We start from the raw sequence: 19401 nt of genomic DNA on the forward strand, positions 1-19401 counted from the left end.
ACCTTCTGTTGTTACTGTGGCGATAACGTCATTAATCATGAGAAACATCAATGGAATTGGGAATTTGGTTATCGCTATTAACCGTTTGTTTATTAGGTGCAATGTCACCGGGGCCGAGTTTAGCGGTAGTCGTAAAGCACACATTAGGTGGTGGAAGAAGCCATGGTTTAACGACGGCATGGGCACACGCATTAGGTGTGGGTTTTTATGCGTTACTAACGATTCTGGGCTTGGCGGTATTGTTAGAGCAGTTTCCGGTTGCCTTTAAAGTCATTGCCTTATTGGGGGCAGCTTACCTTGCGTGGCTAGGTGTGAATGCACTGCGTTCTAAAGGGGGCATTGCGGCTAAATTGGCAGCAGGGAAATCCAGTACCTTTAGTGAGGCGGCACGTGATGGTGCAATGATTTCGTTATTAAACCCGAAACTTGCGTTATTCTTCGTAGCTTTGTTTAGCCAGTTTGTTGCTGTTGGCACAGGGCTGACAAGCCAAGCGATTATTGTGGCAACTCCTTTGTTGGTTGATGGTTTATGGTATACCTTGATTGCATTTATACTGTCTAACCCGAAGGTATTGGAAAGACTAAAAAGTAATGCCATTTGGATCGATAAATTATCGGGTGTTGTGCTTATTTTGTTAGCGCTTCGAGTTGTATGGCAATTATCCGTGATGTAGTGGGATAGCAGTAAGGTTTTTTCATAAGCACCAAGATTAATATTTGGTGCTTTTTTTTATTTTGTCTACCGTTAATAGAGGAACAGTGCTGGCTTCATTAAGGAGAAAGCTTATGGTAGACAAACGGATTCTTGTCTTAATTTTCACTGTGTTACTGTCTGGTTTTTCTTTTGCAGAAGAAAAAGTTGAAAAAGACATCAGTGTGAAGTTTGGTGGTTGGTCTCATCATTTTAAAGCGGCAGGTCCGCATAACGTGTACGAGCGAGAGGGCTATAACGAAAATCACCAAGGTTTGGGTATTGAATATAATCAACAGTTGTCTGAAGGGGGGCATCACCGTATTTCTACGGGATATTTTTACATGAAAGACAGCTTTACTCACCCAATGCACGTATTGAGTGTTGGCTACAAATACCGTTGGCGGTGGTCGAGTATTTATGGCTTAGATTTTTCTTTAAATTCCGGGTTAATCAATCGTACTTACCGTTCTTTTCGTATCACTGGCAATGATTATGAAGTCTCTTATCGTCGTGATACCCAAATGTTTATTCTTCCTTCATTAACCGTTCATTTTACTAAAAACTTTCACGCCGATGTGTCATACATCATGGAAAATAGTATTTCAGGCCAAGATAGCCCAGCTATTGCATTTTTTCGGCTAGGCTATGTGTTTTCTCTTTAAGTAAGAGAGAGGGCTGAAAAACGGCATTAAGACGAGCGCTTTTGGTGTATCTCTCTGTTTTCTAATTTCTTTGCTGGGCTTTTCTTAAGCATGACGTACAAAGCGCCAGTGCCACCATGAAAGCGTTGAGCTGAGTGAAAACACATGACTTCTTGAATGTGCTCTAACCAGTGGGCGACAAAACTTTTTAGTAAGGCTGGGCGCGTGGAATGTGCCGCGCGTCCATGAGCGATAACAACGGTACGGACATCCATGGCTTGGCATTTTCTTAAAAAGCTCAGTAACTCGTCTCGGGCTTCTTTTACCGTCTTTCTGTTCAAATCCAGTCGAGCTTGAATGTCATATTTGCCCAATCGGAGCTTTTTATAGACGCCTTCTTGCACACCGTCTCGTTTGAATTCAATGACATCATCAGGCTTGACCATGGGTGCATGCTCAATGGATAAGTAATCTGGATCATTGTGATTTAAGCTTTGCGCTGCAATTCTACGTGCTAATTGAGCTTCAGTGGCTTTATGTTTAGTAGGAGTTGGAAGTGTGGTGTCTTGCGTTAATGGCTTAACGTCTTCCATCATTTTTTGAAAAAGGCTGAAATCATCACTATTTGGCATAGGAAACAACAATAAATAAGCGGGATGATGGCCAGTATTATAGAAATGTTCCGGATGGAAATTAAGTTTTTTAACTATTTTTGAGAAAGGAAGCGAAAATATGAAGGGAGAAAATGAAAAAAACCAGAGTCAGGAACGAATTGACTCTGGTGCAAAACTAATCTGCAAGGGCTCTAGTGAGGAGATTTTGCCGTGATGACTTTATAGATAAAGAAACCGCCATAAAACAACATTAATCCAAGCGCGCCAAAAATAACAAGCATGGATGAGAGTCCTACCGCGTTACCAAATAAGAGATCTAACCAGAAATCCATAATATGTTTACCTATAAAGTTTTACGATAACTAGAGGTTACTCATGTTACGAAGTGATGGTTCTGATCTGGATCAATCGCGCTTCTTATGTTGACAATATGTTGAAAATGGTGAGATTCAGATCACATCCTATATAGAAGTGGTGAACTTATAGGCAAAAGAACGGAAATTCTTTAAAAAGAGTAATTAAGACTTGTGAATTTATTTGGGCTGAGTATTATAAGCGTCCGCTAAGGGCAATAGCTTCTAGCAATATTAGTTTCATACAGTCGGTGAATAGCGCAGCTTGGTAGCGCATCTGGTTTGGGACCAGAGGGTCGGGGGTTCGAATCCCTCTTCACCGACCACTTTCTCTTTGAAAGCAGAAAGTGTAAAATGAAGTAATAACACAGTCGGTGAATAGCGCAGCTTGGTAGCGCATCTGGTTTGGGACCAGAGGGTCGGGGGTTCGAATCCCTCTTCACCGACCACTTTCTCTTTAAAAGCAGAAAGTATAAAATGAAGTAACAACACAGTCGGTGAATAGCGCAGCTTGGTAGCGCATCTGGTTTGGGACCAGAGGGTCGGGGGTTCGAATCCCTCTTCACCGACCACTATTTAGAAGCCTCGTCTTAGGACGAGGCTTTGTTGTATCTAGTGCTTTGATTTTAGCTCCAAACTTATTTGTTTAGGAGCGTGATGAAAATAGGTCTGGGCATAAGGCTTTTTTACCTTGGGTGAGTGGTTTTATCGTGAACCCTTGTTGTGTTAACAGCTCTAGCACATTATCACTACCTACTAAGTGTAATGCACCCACTACAGCAAAGTAGTGGCCTTTTGGAAGCTCAAACTCGTTTTCTCCTAAGATCTTAGCCCATTCTTGATTGCGCTTAACCAGCAGTGCTTCATTAAATTCATCGCTAAGTTGACTTGAAGTTAAGATACTTTCGAGTTTCTGGGTATCACCGTAAAACCAAGATTCTACTAAGCATTGCATTTCACTATTGGCGGCTTCCCATTCTTCTATGGTGGGTTTTAATAGTTCATACCCATCATTTTTTAGGGATTTAAGCAGTTGGATTTGTGTTTCCATTCCTTCCAATTCATAGACAGGTAACTTTTTCTGGTGAGCTTGGGTTAGAAAGTGGTTATCAATGCCAAGTTGTGGTGTTAATCCTGCATTGGTTGCTTGTCCCATTTGCAAGGTAACAGCAGTCATCCAAGGTGGTGCTTGAATAAGGGCGTCGTAGGGTAATGCTAGCTCATTAGTGATTTTGATGAGCTGTTTTGACTGAGCTTGAGAGAGGTAATCTTGGGTTGTTTTGTAATCGGAGCCTAAGTCTAGATTAAAAGGCTGCTGGATATCTGCTTCAACAATAAGCCCTTGGCTGTTTTTAAAGGCGTTGGTTATAGGGGAAGGTAGAGGGTAAAAGCTTTGTTTACCTGCATGAATAGAGCCTAAAATTGTATAGCTGAGCCCCGCTTTTTCAGCTTGCCAGGCTAGCGGCGCTGAAACACTAAAAAAGCTGACAAGAGGGAGCAGTAAGCTCACTAACCATCGATTCATTGGATTCATTTCCGAGCAATTACAGTGTTTACTATATTGCCCGGAATTGAACGTTATTCAAAACTGTTTTTGCATAATTATTGATTGTAGCTGTTATAAACCGTGGTCATGCCATTTTTGGTAAACCCGATCACGTGGTACGGATCTTTTTCATTTCCATATTCCATGCCCGGTGAGCCCATTGGCATACCAGGGACTGCTAAGCCAGCTAAGCTCGGTTTTTCAGTAAGAAAGCGTTTGATGTCTTTTGCGGGTATATGCCCTTCAAAAACATAGCCATCAATGACCGCAGTATGGCAAGAAGCCAATTGTGGGGTTAATCCAAGCTTTTGTTTAATTGGGTTCATGTTTTCATGGTTTTCAACTTTAACGGTAAAACCTGCGTCTTCCATATGCTCTACCCATTCAGTGCAGCAGCCACAGTACGGTGATTTATAAGTTAGCACTTCTGTTGCAAAAGCAGAGGCAGAAAAAAAAGCTGCACCAGTGATCAGGAATTTTGATAGTTTCATGGAAGTGATCCCTATTTGTTTTTTGAATTTGGTATCACCCAGAACCAATATACGATGGCAATAATTAATATCAGGCCAATAAGATTTACCATGGTTTATTCCTCTGAGTGGTTTGCTGAAGTCGGTTGAAAGAGTCTTAAGCGGTTTGCATTGGAGACGACGGTAATGGATGACAGCGCCATCGCAGCTCCAGCAACGACAGGGCTTAATAACGAACCAGTAAGCGGGTAGAGTATGCCTGCGGCAATGGGAATACCCAGCACGTTATAAATAAAGGCCCCAAATAAATTTTGTTTCATGTTCTTTAATGTTGCTTTAGACAATTCAATGGCATCCGTTACTGTGACTAAAGAATGGCGGATCAATGTTATTTGGGCACTTTCAATGGCAACGTCGCTGCCACTGCCCATTGCGATCCCCACATCTGCTTGTGCGAGTGCAGGTGCATCGTTGATACCATCACCTACCATGGCCACTTTTTTTCCTTGTTGTTGAAGCTGTTCAATTTGGGCGGCTTTACCATCAGGTAAAACTTGAGCGATAACTTCTGTGATCCCTAGCTGTGTGGCGATGGCGTTAGCTGTTGCTTGGGTATCTCCGGTTAACATGACAACGTTCAGGCCTTGTTTTTGTAATTGTTTAACGGCGTGCTTTGAATCTTCACGTAGGGGATCACTGACCAAAAATAGCCCTGCTAATTTATGGTTAATCGCAACGATAAGTGGTGTCATTGCATTGTTTGAGGCTGCATTTAGATCGGCTTGTGCTTCAGTGATATCGATCGCCAGCTGCTCCATGAACGCAGAGTTACCAATAGCTATATTCTGATGGTTAATCGTTGCCTGGGCTCCTAATCCTAAATGTGCTTTGAAATCACTGTTAGCAAGTAAATCAACGGTGTGTTGTTGGGCATAATTTACAATTGCTTTAGCGAGTGGGTGCTCTGAGCTGGTTTCTGCGCTGGCACTGAGTTGGATTAGATCTGACTCTTTTACATTTGAGTACGTAATCAGCTGTTGTACTGAGGGCTTGCCTTGGGTAAGGGTGCCCGTTTTATCGAGAACAATGGTATCAATGTGGCTGGCTTGTTGAAGGACATCCGCATCTTTAATTAATAACCCAAGCTCTGCGGCTTTACCTACTCCTACAGTTACCGACATCGGAGTTGCTAGCCCAAGCGCACATGGGCAGGCAATGATCAACACGGTAGTTGCTGCGATAAGCATATAAATGAGAGTCGGTTCAGGACCAATGTTGTACCAAACTAAGGCAGACAAGACGGCGATGATCATGACCACTGGAACAAAAATGGCAGAGACTTTATCGGCTAATTTTGCCAGTGCAGGTTTGCTGCTTTGAGCTTGCCTTACCATAGTAATGATACGGGCCAGCATGGTGTTTTCGCCGATGTTATCAGCCGTAAATGTTAAGCTGCCTTGTTGGTTGATGGTGCCAGCATTGACAGTATCTCCCACCTGTTTTAAAGCGGGAATAGGTTCGCCTGTTAGCATGGACTCATCAATGTAGCTTTGCCCTTGGGTGATGGTGCCATCGACGGGAATTTTGCTGCCTGGCTTTAAGCGTAATGACATACCCGCTTTAACCTCTTCAAGAGGAAGTTCTTTTTCTTCTCCGTTGATTAAAACAATGGCGGTTTGTGGTTGTAAATCGAGGAGCTTCTCTAATGCTTGAGACGTGCGGCTACGGGCTTTGGTTTCAATGGCGTGACCCAAAGTGATTAACCCCAAAATCATTGCACTGGCTTCAAAATACACATGCCGAGCTTCTACAGGAAACAGGGTGGGGGCAAGAAGCACGAGCATGGAATATAACCAAGCAGAGCCTGTACCTAGGGCAACAAGAGTATCCATACTAGCGCGATGGTGAGTAAACGCTTTCCATGCATTTACATAAAAATGACGCCCAGCGGTGCAGAGCAGAGCAAGACAAAGAATACCGACGATACCCCAGCCTATTTGATCTTGTGGGGATTGGATCATCATGCTCCCCCCAGCTAAGCCCCATAACATTAGGGGAGCACCAAGCAGTAAGGCTAGGAAAGTGTTTTTCTTATGGCTTGCATATTGCCCTTGCTGCTGCGCTTTTTGTTGTTCACGACGCTGATGCTCACTCAGACTTACTTGAGCGCCATATCCTGCATCCTCGACGGCTTTGATAAGATCGTGTGCGCTGGCTTGCCCTGATACTAATGCGGTTCTTTCCGCAAGGTTAACTCTTGCCGATTGTACATGCTCAACAGAAAAAAGTGCTTTTTCAACAGAAGCAACACAGCTAGCACAGGTGATCCCTGAAAGGATTAGCTGAATGCTCTCGGTTTCTGTGGCGACTGCTTCTTCGGTAAGTGGTGTGTTTGCCTGTACAGTTGGCTGCTCAGTTTCTGGCTCAGATATTGGGGGCAGCGTCGTTGCACCAAAGCCTAATGATTCAATAAGCTCAATGATATCTTCACTGGAGCTGGTGGTCGTGATGATTGCTTGTTCTTTTGAAGTGTCGTAGTGAGAGATGCATGATTCCGCATCTAAAGCAGCATTCAGCTTTTCTACGCACTTTTGGCAAGATAAGCCAGTAAGGTACAGAGTGTAGTTGGTGGTTTCTGGAACTTGATAGCCAAGTTTCTCAATCAGAGCAACGAGTTCACTCTTGCTGATGGTACCTTGCACACTAAGTTGATGTTTTTCTACTTGGTGGCTGGTGATTGTACTTTGTTTGGCTAATGCAGCTTCTACTTTCGCTACGCATCGGCCACAGCTTAAGCCTGCAAGAGGCAAGTGATGTGTCTCTCCGGCTTGGTAGCCTAGTTCTTCAATGGCATTAAACGCATCTGTCAGTAAGAAGTTGCCAGATATTGTTGCAGTGTTGGTATCGACGGTGGCTTCTGTAACCCCATCTAGGGAGGTAAGGGCGTTGGATATTTTTTTTGCACACCCCATGCAACGAACTTTTTGTAGTGGGATCACAATACCATTGTCCATAATTACCTCCTGATAAAAGTCAATAAAGTGCAGTCCACCTGCCACTAATATTGAATACTAAACCTTCCATCAAGTGGAAGGTCAAGTGTCTAATTCACGAGGAGCTAAGTAAAGCTAATGGAATGAGAATAAAGCGATCAGAGTAGAGGTATTATGCGTTGTCTTCTGAAGGTGTTTCTTGGGCAGGAGCTACATCACTAGTGGCTTGATTCTCTGCATTCTGAGCTTCGAGTTCCATTTTTGCACGTTCTGCCTTTGAGATGTAACGGGGCTTATTGCTCTTGTGCAGTTTCGCATTCGCTTTTTTCATGCGCTTTTTTAAAATCTGGTTTACTTTCTTTTTACGGTTCATGGTGTCATTCCAATGGTGTTGATGGGCTGTGATTGTAAGGGCTTTTGACTGAATAACAAGTGTATTGACGTTCTAGCTACTGGAAGGTATACATTCGTCATCATGAGCCGATTTAGATCTAGGTGATAGAATGAACATTAGTGAAGTCGCAAAACTGACTGGATTAACAGCCAAAACCATACGTTTTTATGAAGGAAAAGGGCTGCTTACTGAGCCAAAGCGTGGGAATAATGGTTATCGATTATACAGTAATAAACACGTTGATGAGTTGGTATTGATACGTCGTTCCCGTTTAGTGGGGTTTAGCTTAGATGAATGCCAAGGGCTCTTGATGCTCGCGAAAAATCCAAACCGACGCAGTGCGGATGTAAAAAGCAAAACCTTAGATAAGGTGGCTGAGATTGACATTAAGATAAAAGAGCTTACAGAAATGAAGCAGACTTTACTTTCTTTAGCGGAAAGTTGCCCTGGTGATGAGGGGGCTGAGTGTCCGATTATTAATGGTTTATCGTGTTGCGATCCAAAGAAATAGAGCACCAATCGATGGTGCTCTATGTTATGAGGTGTGGCTATTGATTGCTAAGCCTAGGAGACAGGCTTGATGATAAGAATAATTCCCTCAACATCCACGACTTCGACTAAGGTACCGGCATCAATTTTTGTGTCGGTGCGAGCTGACCAACAGCTGTCACCTAATTGTATTCTGCAGTTACCTTTTTCAATGGTTTCTTCTAACCGTGTTGTTTGGCCTATCATTTGGCGATCTCGTTGGTTTAACACACGGTTCTTGTCTTCTGATTTATCTTTGCCGTGCTGGTATCGCCACCATAGCCAAGTTGTGATCAGAGAGAAGCTTGCAAAAGACATCCATTGCATTTGCCAGCTAAGTGGCATCAAAGAGATGATTAAGCCAACAAGCATGGCAGAGATCCCTAGCCAGAGTAAGTAGCCAGCAGTACCTAATAATTCCAGTAGCAATAACCCGAGGCCAAATGCTAGCCAGTGCCAGTAATTCGCTTGTTCAAGTAACTCAATCATATTTCCCCCTTAGCTTGAACGGTGTTGCTGGGTATCGTTAGCGCTGTCTTTGCTTGCTGTAAACATTTCTGCGATACCTGCAACCGAGCCCATTAAGCCAGTTGCTTCGAGTGGTAACATAATAATTTTACCATTTTCTGCTTGGCCGATAGATTTAAGTGCTTCGGTGTAGCCTTGTGCAATAAAGTAATTTACCGCTTGCATGTCACCTTGAGCAATTGCGTCCGATACCATGCTAGTTGCACGAGCTTCGGCTTCTGCAGCGCGCTCACGAGCTTCGGCTTGTAAAATAGCAGCTTGTTTATCACCTTCTGCTTTTAAGATCTCCGATTGTTTATGACCTTCTGCTTTAAGGATTTCAGCCTGACGTACACCTTCAGCTTCTAGAATGTCGGCACGCTTGTTACGCTCTGCTTTCATTTGTGCGTTCATGGCTGCGGTTAGATCCGCTGGTGGCTGAACATCTTTGATCTCAATACGAGTAACTTTAATACCCCAAGGGTTGGTGGCACCATCTACAATCGTCAGCAATCGGCTATTGATGTTGTCACGTTGACTCAGCATTTCGTCAAGTTCCATAGAGCCAAGTACTGTACGAATGTTCGTTAAAGTCAGGTTACGGATGGCATGCTCTAGATCGTTAACTTCATAAGCGGCTTTAGAAGCTTCAATAACTTGAATGAAACACACAGCATCGATGGTGACGTTGGCGTTATCTTTTGAGATGACTTCTTGAGCAGGGATGTCGAGCACCTGCTCCATCATATTGATCTTTTGACCAATAGAGTCGATGAAAGGAATAATAATATTTAGGCCTGGCTGTAGAGTTTTGGTGTAACGACCAAAACGTTCAACTGTCCAGTTATGTCCTTGAGGAACGGTTTTTACACCTGCTGCAATAATAACAATAGCGACAAGTATAAACACACCAAGGGTAATGAGAGTATCGTAAGGCATAGTATCTTCCTGATTTGTAAATAAATGGAACAAAACGTGGCTAATCAGAGGATACGCACTTATATGCTACTAATAAATAGTAATACCAATAATATTATAAAAAGTCTAACTATTTGTGTTTGTTGATATTTTTGTTACTTGCCTTGCTTTAAGAAAGTGAATTGATGAAAAATAAGCAGCCGACTTAAAAGTGGCTGCTTAGAGTTTGAATTAGGAGGTTAGTACAGTAATGAATACAGCTGTCGGCGGTACTTAGCTGCTATGGCATTCCCTTGTCCAAGAGCGGAAAGAATATCCAACATAGTTTTTTTAGCACTACCATCATTCGCATTTAAATCTTTTCGTAAGACTGTAATGAGTAACTCAAGCGCCTCTTCTTGGCGATTTACTTGGCTGTATTGTACTGCCAGTTCAAAAGCCACATCGTGATTGTTTGGATCGGCATGGTACGCATCTTCTAATGAACGAATTTCAGGTGTGTCTGCCGCTTGTTTATGAAGTTCTAATTTAGCAATTAAACCTTTGAACTTTGCGTCTTGATCTTGCATTGGGATCGTAGTTAATAACGTTTCTGCATCATCAAACTGCTGAGTTTCGACTAAACACTCGGCTATGGCCAATTTAACAATGCTGTTGCCTTGAAAGTGATCTAACAAGCTTTTTAGAGTAGGGAGAGCTTCGGTGTATTTCCCTGCATCGACTTGTTCTAGAGCAGCCTTTAGTTGCATTTCTTCTTGGCTAGGTAAATGTTTGTTTAACATTGCCTGAATAGCCTCAATTGGCTGAGGGCCGCCTAACCCATCAACGGGTTGACCATTTTTAAATAGTGCGATGGTTGGCAGTGCTTGAACGCCAAATTGTGAGGCGATCATTTGTTCTTGTTCGCAGTTTAAGAGCGCGAGTGTAAATTGACCTGAATATTGGTGTGCTAACTGTTGTAGGGCTGGGATGAGATCGGCGCTTTCTTGGCTCATTGGCGCCCAGAAATGGATCAAAACAGGGGCTTGGCGCGATCCTTCTAAAACTTGCTGGAAATTTTGTTCATTGAGCTCAACGATGTAATTCGGCTGCATGTAAATACCCTAAATGATTCAGTCTTTACATTGAATCTGAGGGTAAGTGGTCGTTTTTTCAAGGTTTGTGATTCTTTTTCGCTGTAGAAAGCACAAAACCGCTCTGAGTTGAGCGGCTTTGGGCTTAATGCAAGCAAAGGTGTGTTAGAAAATTAACACGACGGCCAGTGTAATACTGACACAAATCCAGTTTATATGGCGAAGCGTCATTTGACCTCCCACAGTTGTATGCCGTTTGTTTATTAGGCTTATTTTTGCTTTTTTTGGTCTATTTCATGGAAGCAAGTGTGGGCCTTGTTGATGATGAAATAGACTAAACTGTTTTTGTGACACTAATATGACTAAATGTAGATTTTCTCATTGTTTAGATTATTTTTTTACCTGTTGCCTGTTTTTGGTAGTTAATCACTCTTTGAAAGTAAATAATCGAGCTGTTTAGTCGGTAAAATACGACGAAGGAATGCAAAGACCTTTGTTGGTGTTGTGACTCGATAGCGTGGTTTTGCTCGTTTTGCCATCAATGCGTGAAGCAGAGGAGGAACGATTGAACTTGCGGGTAGGGTGAAGGCATTATTGGATTCTTTCTTTTCTAAGCGCGCTATTTGTTGCTGATATTTCAGGCGATGCTCACTGTTATCGATATTGACCCATTTTGTAAAAGCATTTAACGCATTGGCTCTAAATTGAGTTTCAATAGGGCCAGGTTCGATAAGGCTAATTTGAATGCCAGAACCTTGTAGTTCAAGCCTGAGAGTGTCTGTCCAGCCTTCTAAGGCAAATTTAGATGCGTTATAAGCACCGCGATACTTCATCGCAACAATACCGAGCACAGAGCTATTTTGAATAATTCGTCCTTCCCCTGCTTGGCGCATTATTGGTAATACTTCAGCTACGAGCTGGTGCCAGCCAAATAAATTTACTTCAAATTGTTCACGCAATGCTTGTCTAGGTAAGTCTTCCAAAGCACCAGGTTGACCATAAGCGCCATTATTGAATAAGGCATAAAGTTGGCCATTAGTGAGTTCTAACGTTTTTTGTACAGCTTGAGTGATACTTTCTGGGCTTTGTAAATCAAGCTGAAGACAGGTAAGTCCTTCTTGTTGCAATCGCTCTACGTCGGCTACTTTCCTGCATGAGGCGATCACTTGAAACCCTTGTTTATGCAGTGCGTGGGCACATTCATAGCCAATACCACTGGAACAGCCAGTGATCAAAATGGAACGAGTCATTGTTCTTCCTTAACATTACCAAATACAGAGTGTTTGCAAAGGCATCATAGAACTTTTAATTCTTTGATTGAAGTAAGTTCTCTAAGGCAGGGGGAAGGTAGGAATATTTAAATTCGAAGCCAATGTCCGTTAAGTTTTTGGGTTTAGCGCGCTGGCTATCAAGTAATAAAGAGGCAGACTCACCAAGCAGTAACTTTATCGCCCAGGTTGGTGTGAACAGCAGGTGTGGGCGATGCAGGGTTTTGGCAAGCATTTGGCTAAATTCTTTATTTGTAACTGGGTGTGGGGCACAGAGGTTAAAGGGGCCCTTGGCGTGAGGTGTATTTAACAAATGTAGGATGGCGTGAACCATGTCGTGCAGGTGTATCCACGGCATGTATTGTTGGCCATGACCAATTGGGCCTCCTAAGCCGAGTTGATAGGGCAAAAGCATTTTAGAAAGGGCCCCCCCGCACCTTCCCAGTACAATTCCGGTTCTGAGCAAGCATACTCGAGTATTTTCTGATTCGGCGTGCTTTGCGATTTCCTCCCATTTTGCACAAATATGATGAGCAAAACCGTGATGGTGAACAACGAGAGATTCATCAAAAGGATGAGCTTGTTGATCGGCGTAATAACCTACGGCTGAACCACTAATAAAGGTATGAGGTGGAATACTGCTGGCGTGGCATTTGGCAACGAGTTGTTCCGTGATCTTCCAGCGACTGTCGCAGATGACTTTTTTTTGTTGATTACTCCAGCGTTTATCTACGATGGGTTCGCCAGCTAAATTAATAATGGCATCAATATGGTTAAAGTCGCTCAGTTCATCTAATGCGTTAATGTAGTCAATATGGCCGATGTCGAGGTGGGCAAGGGTGTCTTTGGCCTTTTCTGTTGAGCGGGTTAACAGGGTTATTTGATGTTTCGCAAGATGAGCCAGTAATGCTTTGCCGATAAATCCTGTGCCACCTGTCACCAAAATATGCATGAGCTACCTCTGTCATTTGTGCATCTAAGTATAGATGAATCCTTGAATAAATTGTAAATCACTATAGCAAACAGTTGCATTTATCATCAGTGAAATATTTTTTATCTTGTGTGATAGCGGCTTTTCATCACGGTTTCTAAAAACTGTTCGATCTCTTCGCATTTATCTTATGGGGAAGGGAAGCTCAGGGTCAGCCACCGTTACTACGCTAAAAGTCATAGGAGGAAGTTTATTTCGCACTTGATGTTAACAGGCGTACAATTCCTTTTTTGTTTTATATTTATTGGAGTGCGTCTTGAAACTTTTTTTTGCTTCCGATCTTCATGGATGTTTACCAGCTGCGCACAAGGCAGTTGAACTGTTTTTGGCTTCAGGAGCTGAGCATTTTGTGGTTTTAGGAGATACGTTAAATCACGGCCCTCGTAACCCAGTACCTGAAGGGTATAATCCACCGGCGGTCGCTGAACTATTGAATCAGTACGCAAAACAGATTGTGTCAGTTCGTGGTAACTGCGATAGTGAAGTTGATCAGATGTTATTGTCATTTCCGATGATGTCGGATTATGTCTTAGTGCTGTTAGAGAATGGGCGTAAACTTTTTTTAACCCATGGTCATCTCTATAACCAAAATAAACGACCAGTGTTGAATGAAGGGGATGTGATTGCGCATGGACACACTCATGTTCCTGTGGCTGAGCGTAACGGCGAGCATTATATTTTTAACCCTGGTTCACTAACATTTCCACGTGATGGGTATGCGCCAAGTTATGGCCTGTTAGATAATAATGCGCTGTCAGTGATTGATGTAAATGGCAACGTTATTGTTACGACTCATCTAGAATAAGAATCACTACCGAGCTGTTGTTGCTCGGTAGAGCCAAGGTAATATTACTTACTATCAGAGTGGCCGAGATCCCGTTCAGGGTCGATAAGATCTCTCACTTTTTGCTTTAACACTTTGGCCTCTGGAAAACCGCCGTCTTTTTTTCGTTCCCAAATTTGCTGACTATTACAGTGGATCTCAAAACGGCCTCCGGTATCAGGGTGCAAAGAGATTGTTTCAATTTCTTCGCTGAAAGTATGTAGCAGCTCTTGGCTTAGCCATGTTGATCTCAGCATCCAGTTACATTGTCGGCAGTAATAAATATCGATGATGGCTTTATCCATGATGTTTCCTGTAGTTACATTCCAATAATGAGTTTTAGACCGACAGCAAAAGTCAGTATTTCAAAGCAGCGTTTAATGAGTTTATTGCTTCCTTTGTTTGCCAAAATAGCACCAAGATAGCCACCACAAAAAGAACCCAGTAATAAAACGGGTATCCAAGGCCAATGTATAGGGGCTCCAGCTTGATACATGGCCAAGCCGCCTAAGCCATTCCAGAATAGACCGACACTGACAAGGGTGAGAGCCACCGCTTGCTTGTAATCTAAACCAAACCATCGAACTAAAAATAGGGTGACAAACAATCCGGAGCCTGCAGTGAGGGAGCCGTTTAAAACGCCGATTAACCCTAATCCGATAACACCAATAGCAACCCCACTTTTATGTCGGTTTTTAGGTTCATTTAGCTGGCCGAGATCTTTTTTAATATAAGAATATAAACCTAAACCAATGATTAACAAGCCAAGGGCTGTTTCTGCAATTTGGTTGGGGACAAATAGGATCAAATTTGCGCCTATAACGACGCCTAAACTGCCCGCTAACGTTAAGTAAAACGTCAATTTCCAATCTAACGAGCCTGAACGGATGTGTTTTGCTGCTGCACCAATACCGAGTGCGACGCTGGCGACTTTATGCGTCGCGAGTGCCGTTGAAAAAGGAAGCCCTAAAAAGATCAATAAAGGAAATTGTAGCAAACCTGCACCGCCGCCAGAGAGAGAAGCAAGAGTATTGGCGACCAAAGAGCCAATGAATAGCCCGGTTGTATTAATGATATCCATATCGTTAACTAACTGATAAAACGAAGGGCTCAATGTAGCACAACTGGAAATGGTGATGGGTTTAGATTGAGGAGTATTTAGAATAATAAGTAGTAATCATAGGGAGGATGGCTCCTCCCTTAGGACATTAGTGAGAAAACAACACAGAAGAGCCGTGGTTTAGGCTTGTTAATAAAAGTGTTTTATCATTAATAACATCAATGCGGCGACTTTGCTGGGCATCCATTTTATAAACGCGCTTGATGATGCTCAGTTGAGCTTTGGTAAAGTCTTGATTCACATTAGATGTGATGTCTTTAAACTCTATTGGGTTACTTAATAAATAGCCACCGCTGACATCCCAAGTGCCGGATTCAGAAATGTGAATGTTCATAGGCAGCCCTTTTGTTGTTTCACTGTACAAGCTAAGAACAGTCACTTTCGAGTACGTTTTATTCGGTAAATACACGACGTTTGAGGTCATGTCTGAACGTTTTAGTGGACCCACATTGTCGATTTCTGCCTCAATACGTGTAACGGAATTAGACTGCCATTCACGAGACGTCAAGATTTGTTCCGTTTTAAAGTCACTGCCCCAATAAAACCAGCTGCTAGTCAGTAAAGAAATAGCTAAAAGAAGAAAAGGAAGGTATTTCTTATATGCTAAAAGTTGTTCTTTGTTTAACCACATACGTTCGTAACCTCTTTTTGGTTAATCAAAAGACGTACTGTGATATTTTCTTCTAAATGCTCTGTTGAGTGAATATAGTTCAGTACAAGTAATTGATTTTTTTGCCCACCAGTTGCAATAACTTCAACAGGGCCTTTATTACCTTCATGATGTTGTTGGTAGTTATTCACGCATTTCTCGATCAGTGGCTGCCAGCGGCTAATGTCTGGGTGGTTAGTTGGAACCATGACAGGTACGTTGTTATACACTGCGACTTGTTCAAAAGCGGACGATTTTGGGGTGAGCTGAGTAAACGCCAAAATCGGTAAGATGATGGCAATACAGATTAAGAACCACCCTAATGGGGTTATCTTATTTTGCACTTTTTTCGGTGTTTCTTCTGAGACTGTTTTGTCTGTATCAGCCGTGTTTTTATGGGCGATGTTAGCATCTGGACTGGCTGAAAAAGAAGGTGCATTGCTCACTTGGACAGAAGTGCTTGATACATTCTCAGCCACAAGGCTGCTGGCGCTATGGATGGATTCGAGTTTATTTTCGGTGGTGTGTTTTGGTTCTAGGGAGACCGCCGTTGAAATAAACTGATAACCACGTTTAGGCACGGTTTTGATAAATTCAGGGGATTTTGTAGGATCTTTTAGCAGCTTTCTTAAAGTAGAAATAGCTTGAGTTAGGCTTGAATCATCCACTTCAAAACCTTGTTCTCTCCATACATACTCATGCAGTTGTTGACGGCTAACGACACTTCCTGGTTCTTCGATTAGCAAGCACAAGACGCGACTTTCATTACTGCCTAGACGGATCACATCATCATCGCTATGTTGGTCGACTAGGCTGTTATCTTTGGGATCAAAGAGAAAGCGTTGTCCTATCATGATTTTTGTTGTAAATGCTGTCATTGATTGCTTACTCGGTAAATGAAACTAAATTTTTATACCACATTAAACTGAATGCTCTCTGAATATGTCTTGGAAATGTAAAAGAGCTAAGAAAATATCAAAAAAAGATAAAAAAGAGCATTTTTGAGCTAAGAAGGCCTTGAAAATAATTTATAGCCCCTTATCTAAGTTGATAATTATAGACAATCGAATTTATGCGGAGTTCTGATGAGCGAGCAAGTAATCAACAATAAAGAAACTCGTGGTTTCCAATCTGAAGTGAAGCAGCTACTTCATTTAATGATCCATTCTTTATATTCAAACAAAGAAATTTTTCTACGTGAGCTGATTTCTAATGCATCTGATGCTGCAGATAAATTACGCTTTCAAGCGCTATCAAACGCTGATTTATATCAAGGTGATGCAGAGTTAGGTGTAAAACTGTCTTTTAATGCAGAGGCAAACACACTAACGATCTCTGATAACGGCATCGGTATGAGCCGTGATGATGTGATTGAACACCTAGGTACGATTGCGAAATCAGGTACAGCGGATTTCTTCTCAAAATTATCTGATGATCAAACAAAAGACTCACAGCTAATTGGCCAGTTTGGTGTTGGTTTCTACTCTGCATTTATCGTTGCAGATGCGGTAACAGTACGTACCCGTGCTGCTGATCTAAAAGCAGATGAAGCGGTTGAATGGCACTCTGAAGGTGAAGGTGAATACAGCATTGAAACCATTACGAAAGAAGGCCGTGGTACTGAAATCGTGCTTCACATGCGCGAAGAAGGCAAAGAGTTCTTAAACGAGTGGCGTCTAAAAGAAGTGATCAGCAAATACTCTGATCACATTGGTATTCCTGTGTCTATCTTAACTCAAGTTAAAGATGAGGAAGGTAAAGAGACAGAAGAAACCAAGTGGGAGCAAATTAACAAAGCTCAAGCACTTTGGACTCGCAATAAGTCTGATATTAAAGAAGAAGAATACCAAGAGTTTTACAAGCACGTTTCTCACGACTTCGCTGATCCACTAGTATGGAGCCACAATCGCGTAGAAGGTAAAAACGACTACACAAGTCTTCTTTATATTCCGGCAAAAGCACCATGGGATATGATGAACCGCGATCATAAAAGCGGCCTGAAGCTATACGTTCAACGTGTTTTCATTATGGATGACGCTGAGCAGTTCATGCCGAGCTACATGCGTTTCGTTCGTGGCTTGATTGACTCAAACGATTTACCACTGAATGTATCTCGTGAAATTTTACAAGATAACAAAGTGACTCAGTCTCTTCGTAGTGCATGTACTAAGCGTGTACTAACTATGCTTGAGCGCATGGCGAAAAATGATGCTGAGAAATACCAGTCTTTCTGGCAAGAATTTGGTCAAGTACTAAAAGAAGGCCCTGCTGAAGATTTCTCTAACAAAGAGAAAATCGCCAACCTACTTCGTTTTGCATCAACAGAAACAGAGACTTCAGAGCAAACTGTTGGTTTAGCACAATACGTTGAGCGCATGAAAGAAGGCCAAGATAAGATTTATTATCTAACGGCTGATAGCTATGCAGCGGCGAAGAACAGCCCACACCTTGAGCAATTTAAAGCGAAAGGCATTGAAGTTGTTCTAATGTACGATCGCATCGACGAATGGCTGATGAACTACTTAACTGATTTTGATGGTAAGCAGTTCCAAGCGATCACAAAAGCGGGTCTTGATCTAAGTAACTTCGAAAACGAAGAAGACAAAGAAAAGCAAAAAGAAGCTGAAGAGCAATTTGCTTCTGTTGTAGAACGCACAAAATCCTACCTTGGCGATCGTGTGAAAGAAGTTCGTACAACGTTCAAGCTAGCAACGACACCAGCAGTTGTTGTGACGGATGAGAATGAAATGGGCACGCAAATGGCTAAATTATTAGCGGCTGCTGGCCAAGAAGTTCCAGAAGTTCAGTACATTTTTGAGCTGAACCCAGAGCACACTTTAGTTAAGCAAATGGCAGATGAAGCTGACGAAGAAGCATTTGGCCGTTGGGTTGAAGTTTTACTTGGTCAAGCGATGTTGGCTGAGCGCGGCGCGATGGAAGATCCATCACAGTTCCTAGGCGCAATCAACCAATTGTTGACTAAGGTATAATCGACAACGTTTGCGATTCTCGCTAACAATAATAGCCAAGCCCAGTAAATACGAATAGTGTGCTGGGCTTGATTGCTTTCACTAATCCGTGTATTTTGCACGTTTTTGTTATACCGAAGCTTATAGGCTTAACCTCTGTGAGGTTCGGTATAAATTTCAAATTAACTTTAAGGGGATTACAATGCGCATCATCCTTCTAGGCGCACCAGGCGCTGGTAAAGGTACACAAGCTCAATTCATCATGGAAAAATATGGTATTCCACAAATTTCTACTGGTGACATGCTTCGCGCAGCCATTAAAGCGGGCACTGAACTTGGTAAGCAAGCTAAATCAGTAATCGATGCTGGCCAACTGGTTTCTGACGACATCATTCTTGGTCTAGTAAAAGAGCGTATTGCTGAAGACGATTGTGCTAAAGGTTTCCTACTAGATGGTTTCCCTCGTACACTTCCTCAAGCTGATGGTCTTAAAGAGATCGGTGTTGAAGTAGATTACGTTCTTGAGTTTGACGTTGCAGATGATGTGATTGTTGAGCGTATGGCTGGTCGTCGTGCTCACCTTCCTTCTGGTCGTACTTACCACGTTACTTTCAATCCGCCACAAGTGGAAGGTAAAGATGACGTAACAGGTGAAGCGCTTGTTGTTCGTGATGACGACAAAGAAGAGACAGTACGTGCACGTTTAGGTGTTTACCACGAGCAAACTGCGCCTCTTATCGAGTACTACGGTAAAGAAGCTGAAGTGGGTAACACTAAGTACCTGAAGTTTGATGGTACTAAACCTGTTTCTGAAGTAAGTGCAGATTTAGAAAAAGCATTAGCATAAGTG

Annotated in this window: 21 protein-coding genes and 3 tRNA genes; 9 read left to right on the forward strand and 15 right to left on the reverse strand. The window is 42.5% G+C overall.

The genetic code is table 11. The annotated features are described in order from the left end of the window. The first annotated feature begins 50 nt into the window (after window positions 1–50). The gene (locus MHO82_RS02595; protein WP_239182295.1) at window positions 51–674 is read left to right on the forward strand and encodes a LysE family translocator; all 624 of its coding nucleotides are present in this window, start codon (window positions 51–53) and stop codon (window positions 672–674) included. 112 nt (window positions 675–786) lie between these two features. After that, complete coding sequence (locus MHO82_RS02600; RefSeq protein WP_239182296.1) at window positions 787–1356, forward strand: hypothetical protein; 570 nt, start codon at window positions 787–789, stop codon at window positions 1354–1356. Window positions 1357–1382: 26 nt separating this feature from the next. Here the strand turns inward: MHO82_RS02600 and smrA are convergent, their stop codons facing one another. After that, window positions 1383–1967, reverse strand: a complete 585-nt coding sequence (smrA, locus tag MHO82_RS02605; protein ID WP_239182297.1) for a DNA endonuclease SmrA — start codon at window positions 1965–1967, stop codon at window positions 1383–1385. A gap of 173 nt (window positions 1968–2140) precedes the next feature. Continuing rightward, complete coding sequence (locus MHO82_RS02610) at window positions 2141–2281, reverse strand: DUF3149 domain-containing protein (RefSeq protein WP_239182298.1); 141 nt, start codon at window positions 2279–2281, stop codon at window positions 2141–2143. Between the two features lie 270 nt (window positions 2282–2551). Here MHO82_RS02610 and MHO82_RS02615 point away from each other — a divergent pair. The 3 genes from MHO82_RS02615 (at window position 2552) to MHO82_RS02625 (ending at window position 2874) form a co-directional block, all read left to right on the forward strand. Continuing rightward, window positions 2552–2628 (forward strand) — tRNA-Pro (locus tag MHO82_RS02615). A gap of 46 nt (window positions 2629–2674) precedes the next feature. Then, window positions 2675–2751: transfer RNA gene (locus tag MHO82_RS02620), tRNA-Pro, on the forward strand. Between the two features lie 46 nt (window positions 2752–2797). Next, window positions 2798–2874, forward strand: a tRNA-Pro gene (locus MHO82_RS02625). Between the two features lie 74 nt (window positions 2875–2948). On the opposite strand, the gene MHO82_RS02630 is transcribed toward MHO82_RS02625, so the two are convergent. From MHO82_RS02630 to MHO82_RS02645, 4 genes are all read right to left on the reverse strand, one after another. Next, window positions 2949–3827, reverse strand: a complete 879-nt coding sequence (locus tag MHO82_RS02630; protein WP_239182299.1) for a TraB/GumN family protein — start codon at window positions 3825–3827, stop codon at window positions 2949–2951. Between the two features lie 77 nt (window positions 3828–3904). After that, window positions 3905–4339 (reverse strand): DUF411 domain-containing protein, encoded by a 435-nt coding sequence (locus tag MHO82_RS02635; protein ID WP_239182300.1) that lies wholly within the window; start codon window positions 4337–4339, stop codon window positions 3905–3907. A gap of 95 nt (window positions 4340–4434) precedes the next feature. Next, a complete protein-coding gene (locus MHO82_RS02640; RefSeq protein ID WP_239182301.1) occupies window positions 4435–7332 on the reverse strand; it encodes a copper-translocating P-type ATPase in 2898 nt (965 codons plus the stop codon). A gap of 151 nt (window positions 7333–7483) precedes the next feature. Further along, window positions 7484–7684: a DUF2986 domain-containing protein gene (locus tag MHO82_RS02645; RefSeq protein ID WP_239182302.1), complete on the reverse strand. Its 201-nt coding sequence runs from the start codon at window positions 7682–7684 to the stop codon at window positions 7484–7486. A 130-nt stretch (window positions 7685–7814) separates the two neighbouring features. On the opposite strand from MHO82_RS02645, the gene cueR reads away from it, so the two are divergent. Then, window positions 7815–8216: a Cu(I)-responsive transcriptional regulator gene (gene cueR / locus MHO82_RS02650; protein ID WP_239182303.1), complete on the forward strand. Its 402-nt coding sequence runs from the start codon at window positions 7815–7817 to the stop codon at window positions 8214–8216. 53 nt (window positions 8217–8269) lie between these two features. On the opposite strand, the gene MHO82_RS02655 is transcribed toward cueR, so the two are convergent. The 5 genes from MHO82_RS02655 to MHO82_RS02675 all read right to left on the reverse strand — a co-directional run bounded on the left by MHO82_RS02655 (window position 8270) and on the right by MHO82_RS02675 (window position 12951). Then, on the reverse strand, window positions 8270–8722 hold the full coding sequence (locus MHO82_RS02655; protein ID WP_239182304.1) for an NfeD family protein: 453 nt from the start codon (window positions 8720–8722) through the stop codon (window positions 8270–8272). 9 nt (window positions 8723–8731) lie between these two features. After that, window positions 8732–9679, reverse strand: a complete 948-nt coding sequence (locus MHO82_RS02660; protein ID WP_239182305.1) for an SPFH domain-containing protein — start codon at window positions 9677–9679, stop codon at window positions 8732–8734. A 218-nt stretch (window positions 9680–9897) separates the two neighbouring features. After that, the gene (locus MHO82_RS02665; RefSeq protein ID WP_239182306.1) at window positions 9898–10752 is read right to left on the reverse strand and encodes a co-chaperone YbbN; all 855 of its coding nucleotides are present in this window, start codon (window positions 10750–10752) and stop codon (window positions 9898–9900) included. Between the two features lie 401 nt (window positions 10753–11153). Beyond that, window positions 11154–11981: an SDR family oxidoreductase gene (locus tag MHO82_RS02670; RefSeq protein WP_239182307.1), complete on the reverse strand. Its 828-nt coding sequence runs from the start codon at window positions 11979–11981 to the stop codon at window positions 11154–11156. Window positions 11982–12036: 55 nt separating this feature from the next. Further along, a complete protein-coding gene (locus tag MHO82_RS02675) occupies window positions 12037–12951 on the reverse strand; it encodes a TIGR01777 family oxidoreductase (protein WP_239182308.1) in 915 nt (304 codons plus the stop codon). 295 nt (window positions 12952–13246) lie between these two features. Between MHO82_RS02675 and yfcE the strand changes: the two genes are divergently transcribed. Continuing rightward, on the forward strand, window positions 13247–13795 hold the full coding sequence (gene yfcE, locus MHO82_RS02680; RefSeq protein ID WP_239182309.1) for a phosphodiesterase: 549 nt from the start codon (window positions 13247–13249) through the stop codon (window positions 13793–13795). Window positions 13796–13839: 44 nt separating this feature from the next. On the opposite strand, the gene MHO82_RS02685 is transcribed toward yfcE, so the two are convergent. From MHO82_RS02685 to MHO82_RS02700, 4 genes are all read right to left on the reverse strand, one after another. After that, the gene (locus tag MHO82_RS02685; protein ID WP_239182310.1) at window positions 13840–14118 is read right to left on the reverse strand and encodes a SelT/SelW/SelH family protein; all 279 of its coding nucleotides are present in this window, start codon (window positions 14116–14118) and stop codon (window positions 13840–13842) included. 14 nt (window positions 14119–14132) lie between these two features. Next, complete coding sequence (locus MHO82_RS02690) at window positions 14133–14894, reverse strand: sulfite exporter TauE/SafE family protein (protein WP_239182311.1); 762 nt, start codon at window positions 14892–14894, stop codon at window positions 14133–14135. 127 nt (window positions 14895–15021) lie between these two features. Continuing rightward, window positions 15022–15564 carry a regulatory protein ToxS gene (locus MHO82_RS02695; protein ID WP_239182312.1) on the reverse strand — a complete coding sequence of 181 codons (543 nt, stop codon included), beginning with the start codon at window positions 15562–15564 and terminating at the stop codon, window positions 15022–15024. Next, window positions 15555–16460 (reverse strand): transcriptional regulator, encoded by a 906-nt coding sequence (locus tag MHO82_RS02700; protein ID WP_239182313.1) that lies wholly within the window; start codon window positions 16458–16460, stop codon window positions 15555–15557. The genes MHO82_RS02695 and MHO82_RS02700 overlap by 10 nt, the downstream gene beginning before the upstream one ends. A gap of 207 nt (window positions 16461–16667) precedes the next feature. Here MHO82_RS02700 and htpG point away from each other — a divergent pair, with 207 nt between their 5' ends. Both htpG and adk read left to right on the forward strand, forming a co-directional pair. Next, window positions 16668–18572: a molecular chaperone HtpG gene (htpG, locus tag MHO82_RS02705; RefSeq protein ID WP_239182314.1), complete on the forward strand. Its 1905-nt coding sequence runs from the start codon at window positions 16668–16670 to the stop codon at window positions 18570–18572. Window positions 18573–18753: 181 nt separating this feature from the next. Continuing rightward, on the forward strand, window positions 18754–19398 hold the full coding sequence (gene adk, locus MHO82_RS02710) for an adenylate kinase (protein ID WP_239182315.1): 645 nt from the start codon (window positions 18754–18756) through the stop codon (window positions 19396–19398). Window positions 19399–19401 lie beyond the last annotated feature (3 nt).

The sequence above is a fragment of the Vibrio sp. Of7-15 genome, assembly GCF_022347565.1.
Taxonomy (GTDB): Bacteria; Pseudomonadota; Gammaproteobacteria; order Enterobacterales; family Vibrionaceae; genus NORP241.

Bases quoted from the DNA above. Each gene is read 5' to 3' on its own strand.
- MHO82_RS02635 (WP_239182300.1), bottom strand. From the start codon at position 4,339: ATGAAACTATCAAAATTCCTGATCACTGGTGCAGCTTTTTTTTCTGCC.
- MHO82_RS02685 (WP_239182310.1), bottom strand. From the start codon at position 14,118: ATGGATAAAGCCATCATCGATATTTATTACTGCCGACAATGTAACTGG.
- MHO82_RS02675 (WP_239182308.1), bottom strand. From the start codon at position 12,951: ATGCATATTTTGGTGACAGGTGGCACAGGATTTATCGGCAAAGCATTA.
- MHO82_RS02660 (WP_239182305.1), bottom strand. From the start codon at position 9,679: ATGCCTTACGATACTCTCATTACCCTTGGTGTGTTTATACTTGTCGCT.
- MHO82_RS02610 (WP_239182298.1), bottom strand. From the start codon at position 2,281: ATGGATTTCTGGTTAGATCTCTTATTTGGTAACGCGGTAGGACTCTCA.
- MHO82_RS02695 (WP_239182312.1), bottom strand. From the start codon at position 15,564: ATGTGGTTAAACAAAGAACAACTTTTAGCATATAAGAAATACCTTCCT.
- MHO82_RS02665 (WP_239182306.1), bottom strand. From the start codon at position 10,752: ATGCAGCCGAATTACATCGTTGAGCTCAATGAACAAAATTTCCAGCAA.
- MHO82_RS02670 (WP_239182307.1), bottom strand. From the start codon at position 11,981: ATGACTCGTTCCATTTTGATCACTGGCTGTTCCAGTGGTATTGGCTAT.
- htpG (WP_239182314.1), top strand. From the start codon at position 16,668: ATGAGCGAGCAAGTAATCAACAATAAAGAAACTCGTGGTTTCCAATCT.
- MHO82_RS02640 (WP_239182301.1), bottom strand. From the start codon at position 7,332: ATGGACAATGGTATTGTGATCCCACTACAAAAAGTTCGTTGCATGGGG.
- adk (WP_239182315.1), top strand. From the start codon at position 18,754: ATGCGCATCATCCTTCTAGGCGCACCAGGCGCTGGTAAAGGTACACAA.
- smrA (WP_239182297.1), bottom strand. From the start codon at position 1,967: ATGCCAAATAGTGATGATTTCAGCCTTTTTCAAAAAATGATGGAAGAC.
- MHO82_RS02595 (WP_239182295.1), top strand. From the start codon at position 51: ATGGAATTGGGAATTTGGTTATCGCTATTAACCGTTTGTTTATTAGGT.
- MHO82_RS02690 (WP_239182311.1), bottom strand. From the start codon at position 14,894: ATGGATATCATTAATACAACCGGGCTATTCATTGGCTCTTTGGTCGCC.
- cueR (WP_239182303.1), top strand. From the start codon at position 7,815: ATGAACATTAGTGAAGTCGCAAAACTGACTGGATTAACAGCCAAAACC.
- MHO82_RS02655 (WP_239182304.1), bottom strand. From the start codon at position 8,722: ATGATTGAGTTACTTGAACAAGCGAATTACTGGCACTGGCTAGCATTT.
- MHO82_RS02600 (WP_239182296.1), top strand. From the start codon at position 787: ATGGTAGACAAACGGATTCTTGTCTTAATTTTCACTGTGTTACTGTCT.
- MHO82_RS02630 (WP_239182299.1), bottom strand. From the start codon at position 3,827: ATGAATCGATGGTTAGTGAGCTTACTGCTCCCTCTTGTCAGCTTTTTT.
- MHO82_RS02645 (WP_239182302.1), bottom strand. From the start codon at position 7,684: ATGAACCGTAAAAAGAAAGTAAACCAGATTTTAAAAAAGCGCATGAAA.
- MHO82_RS02700 (WP_239182313.1), bottom strand. From the start codon at position 16,460: ATGACAGCATTTACAACAAAAATCATGATAGGACAACGCTTTCTCTTT.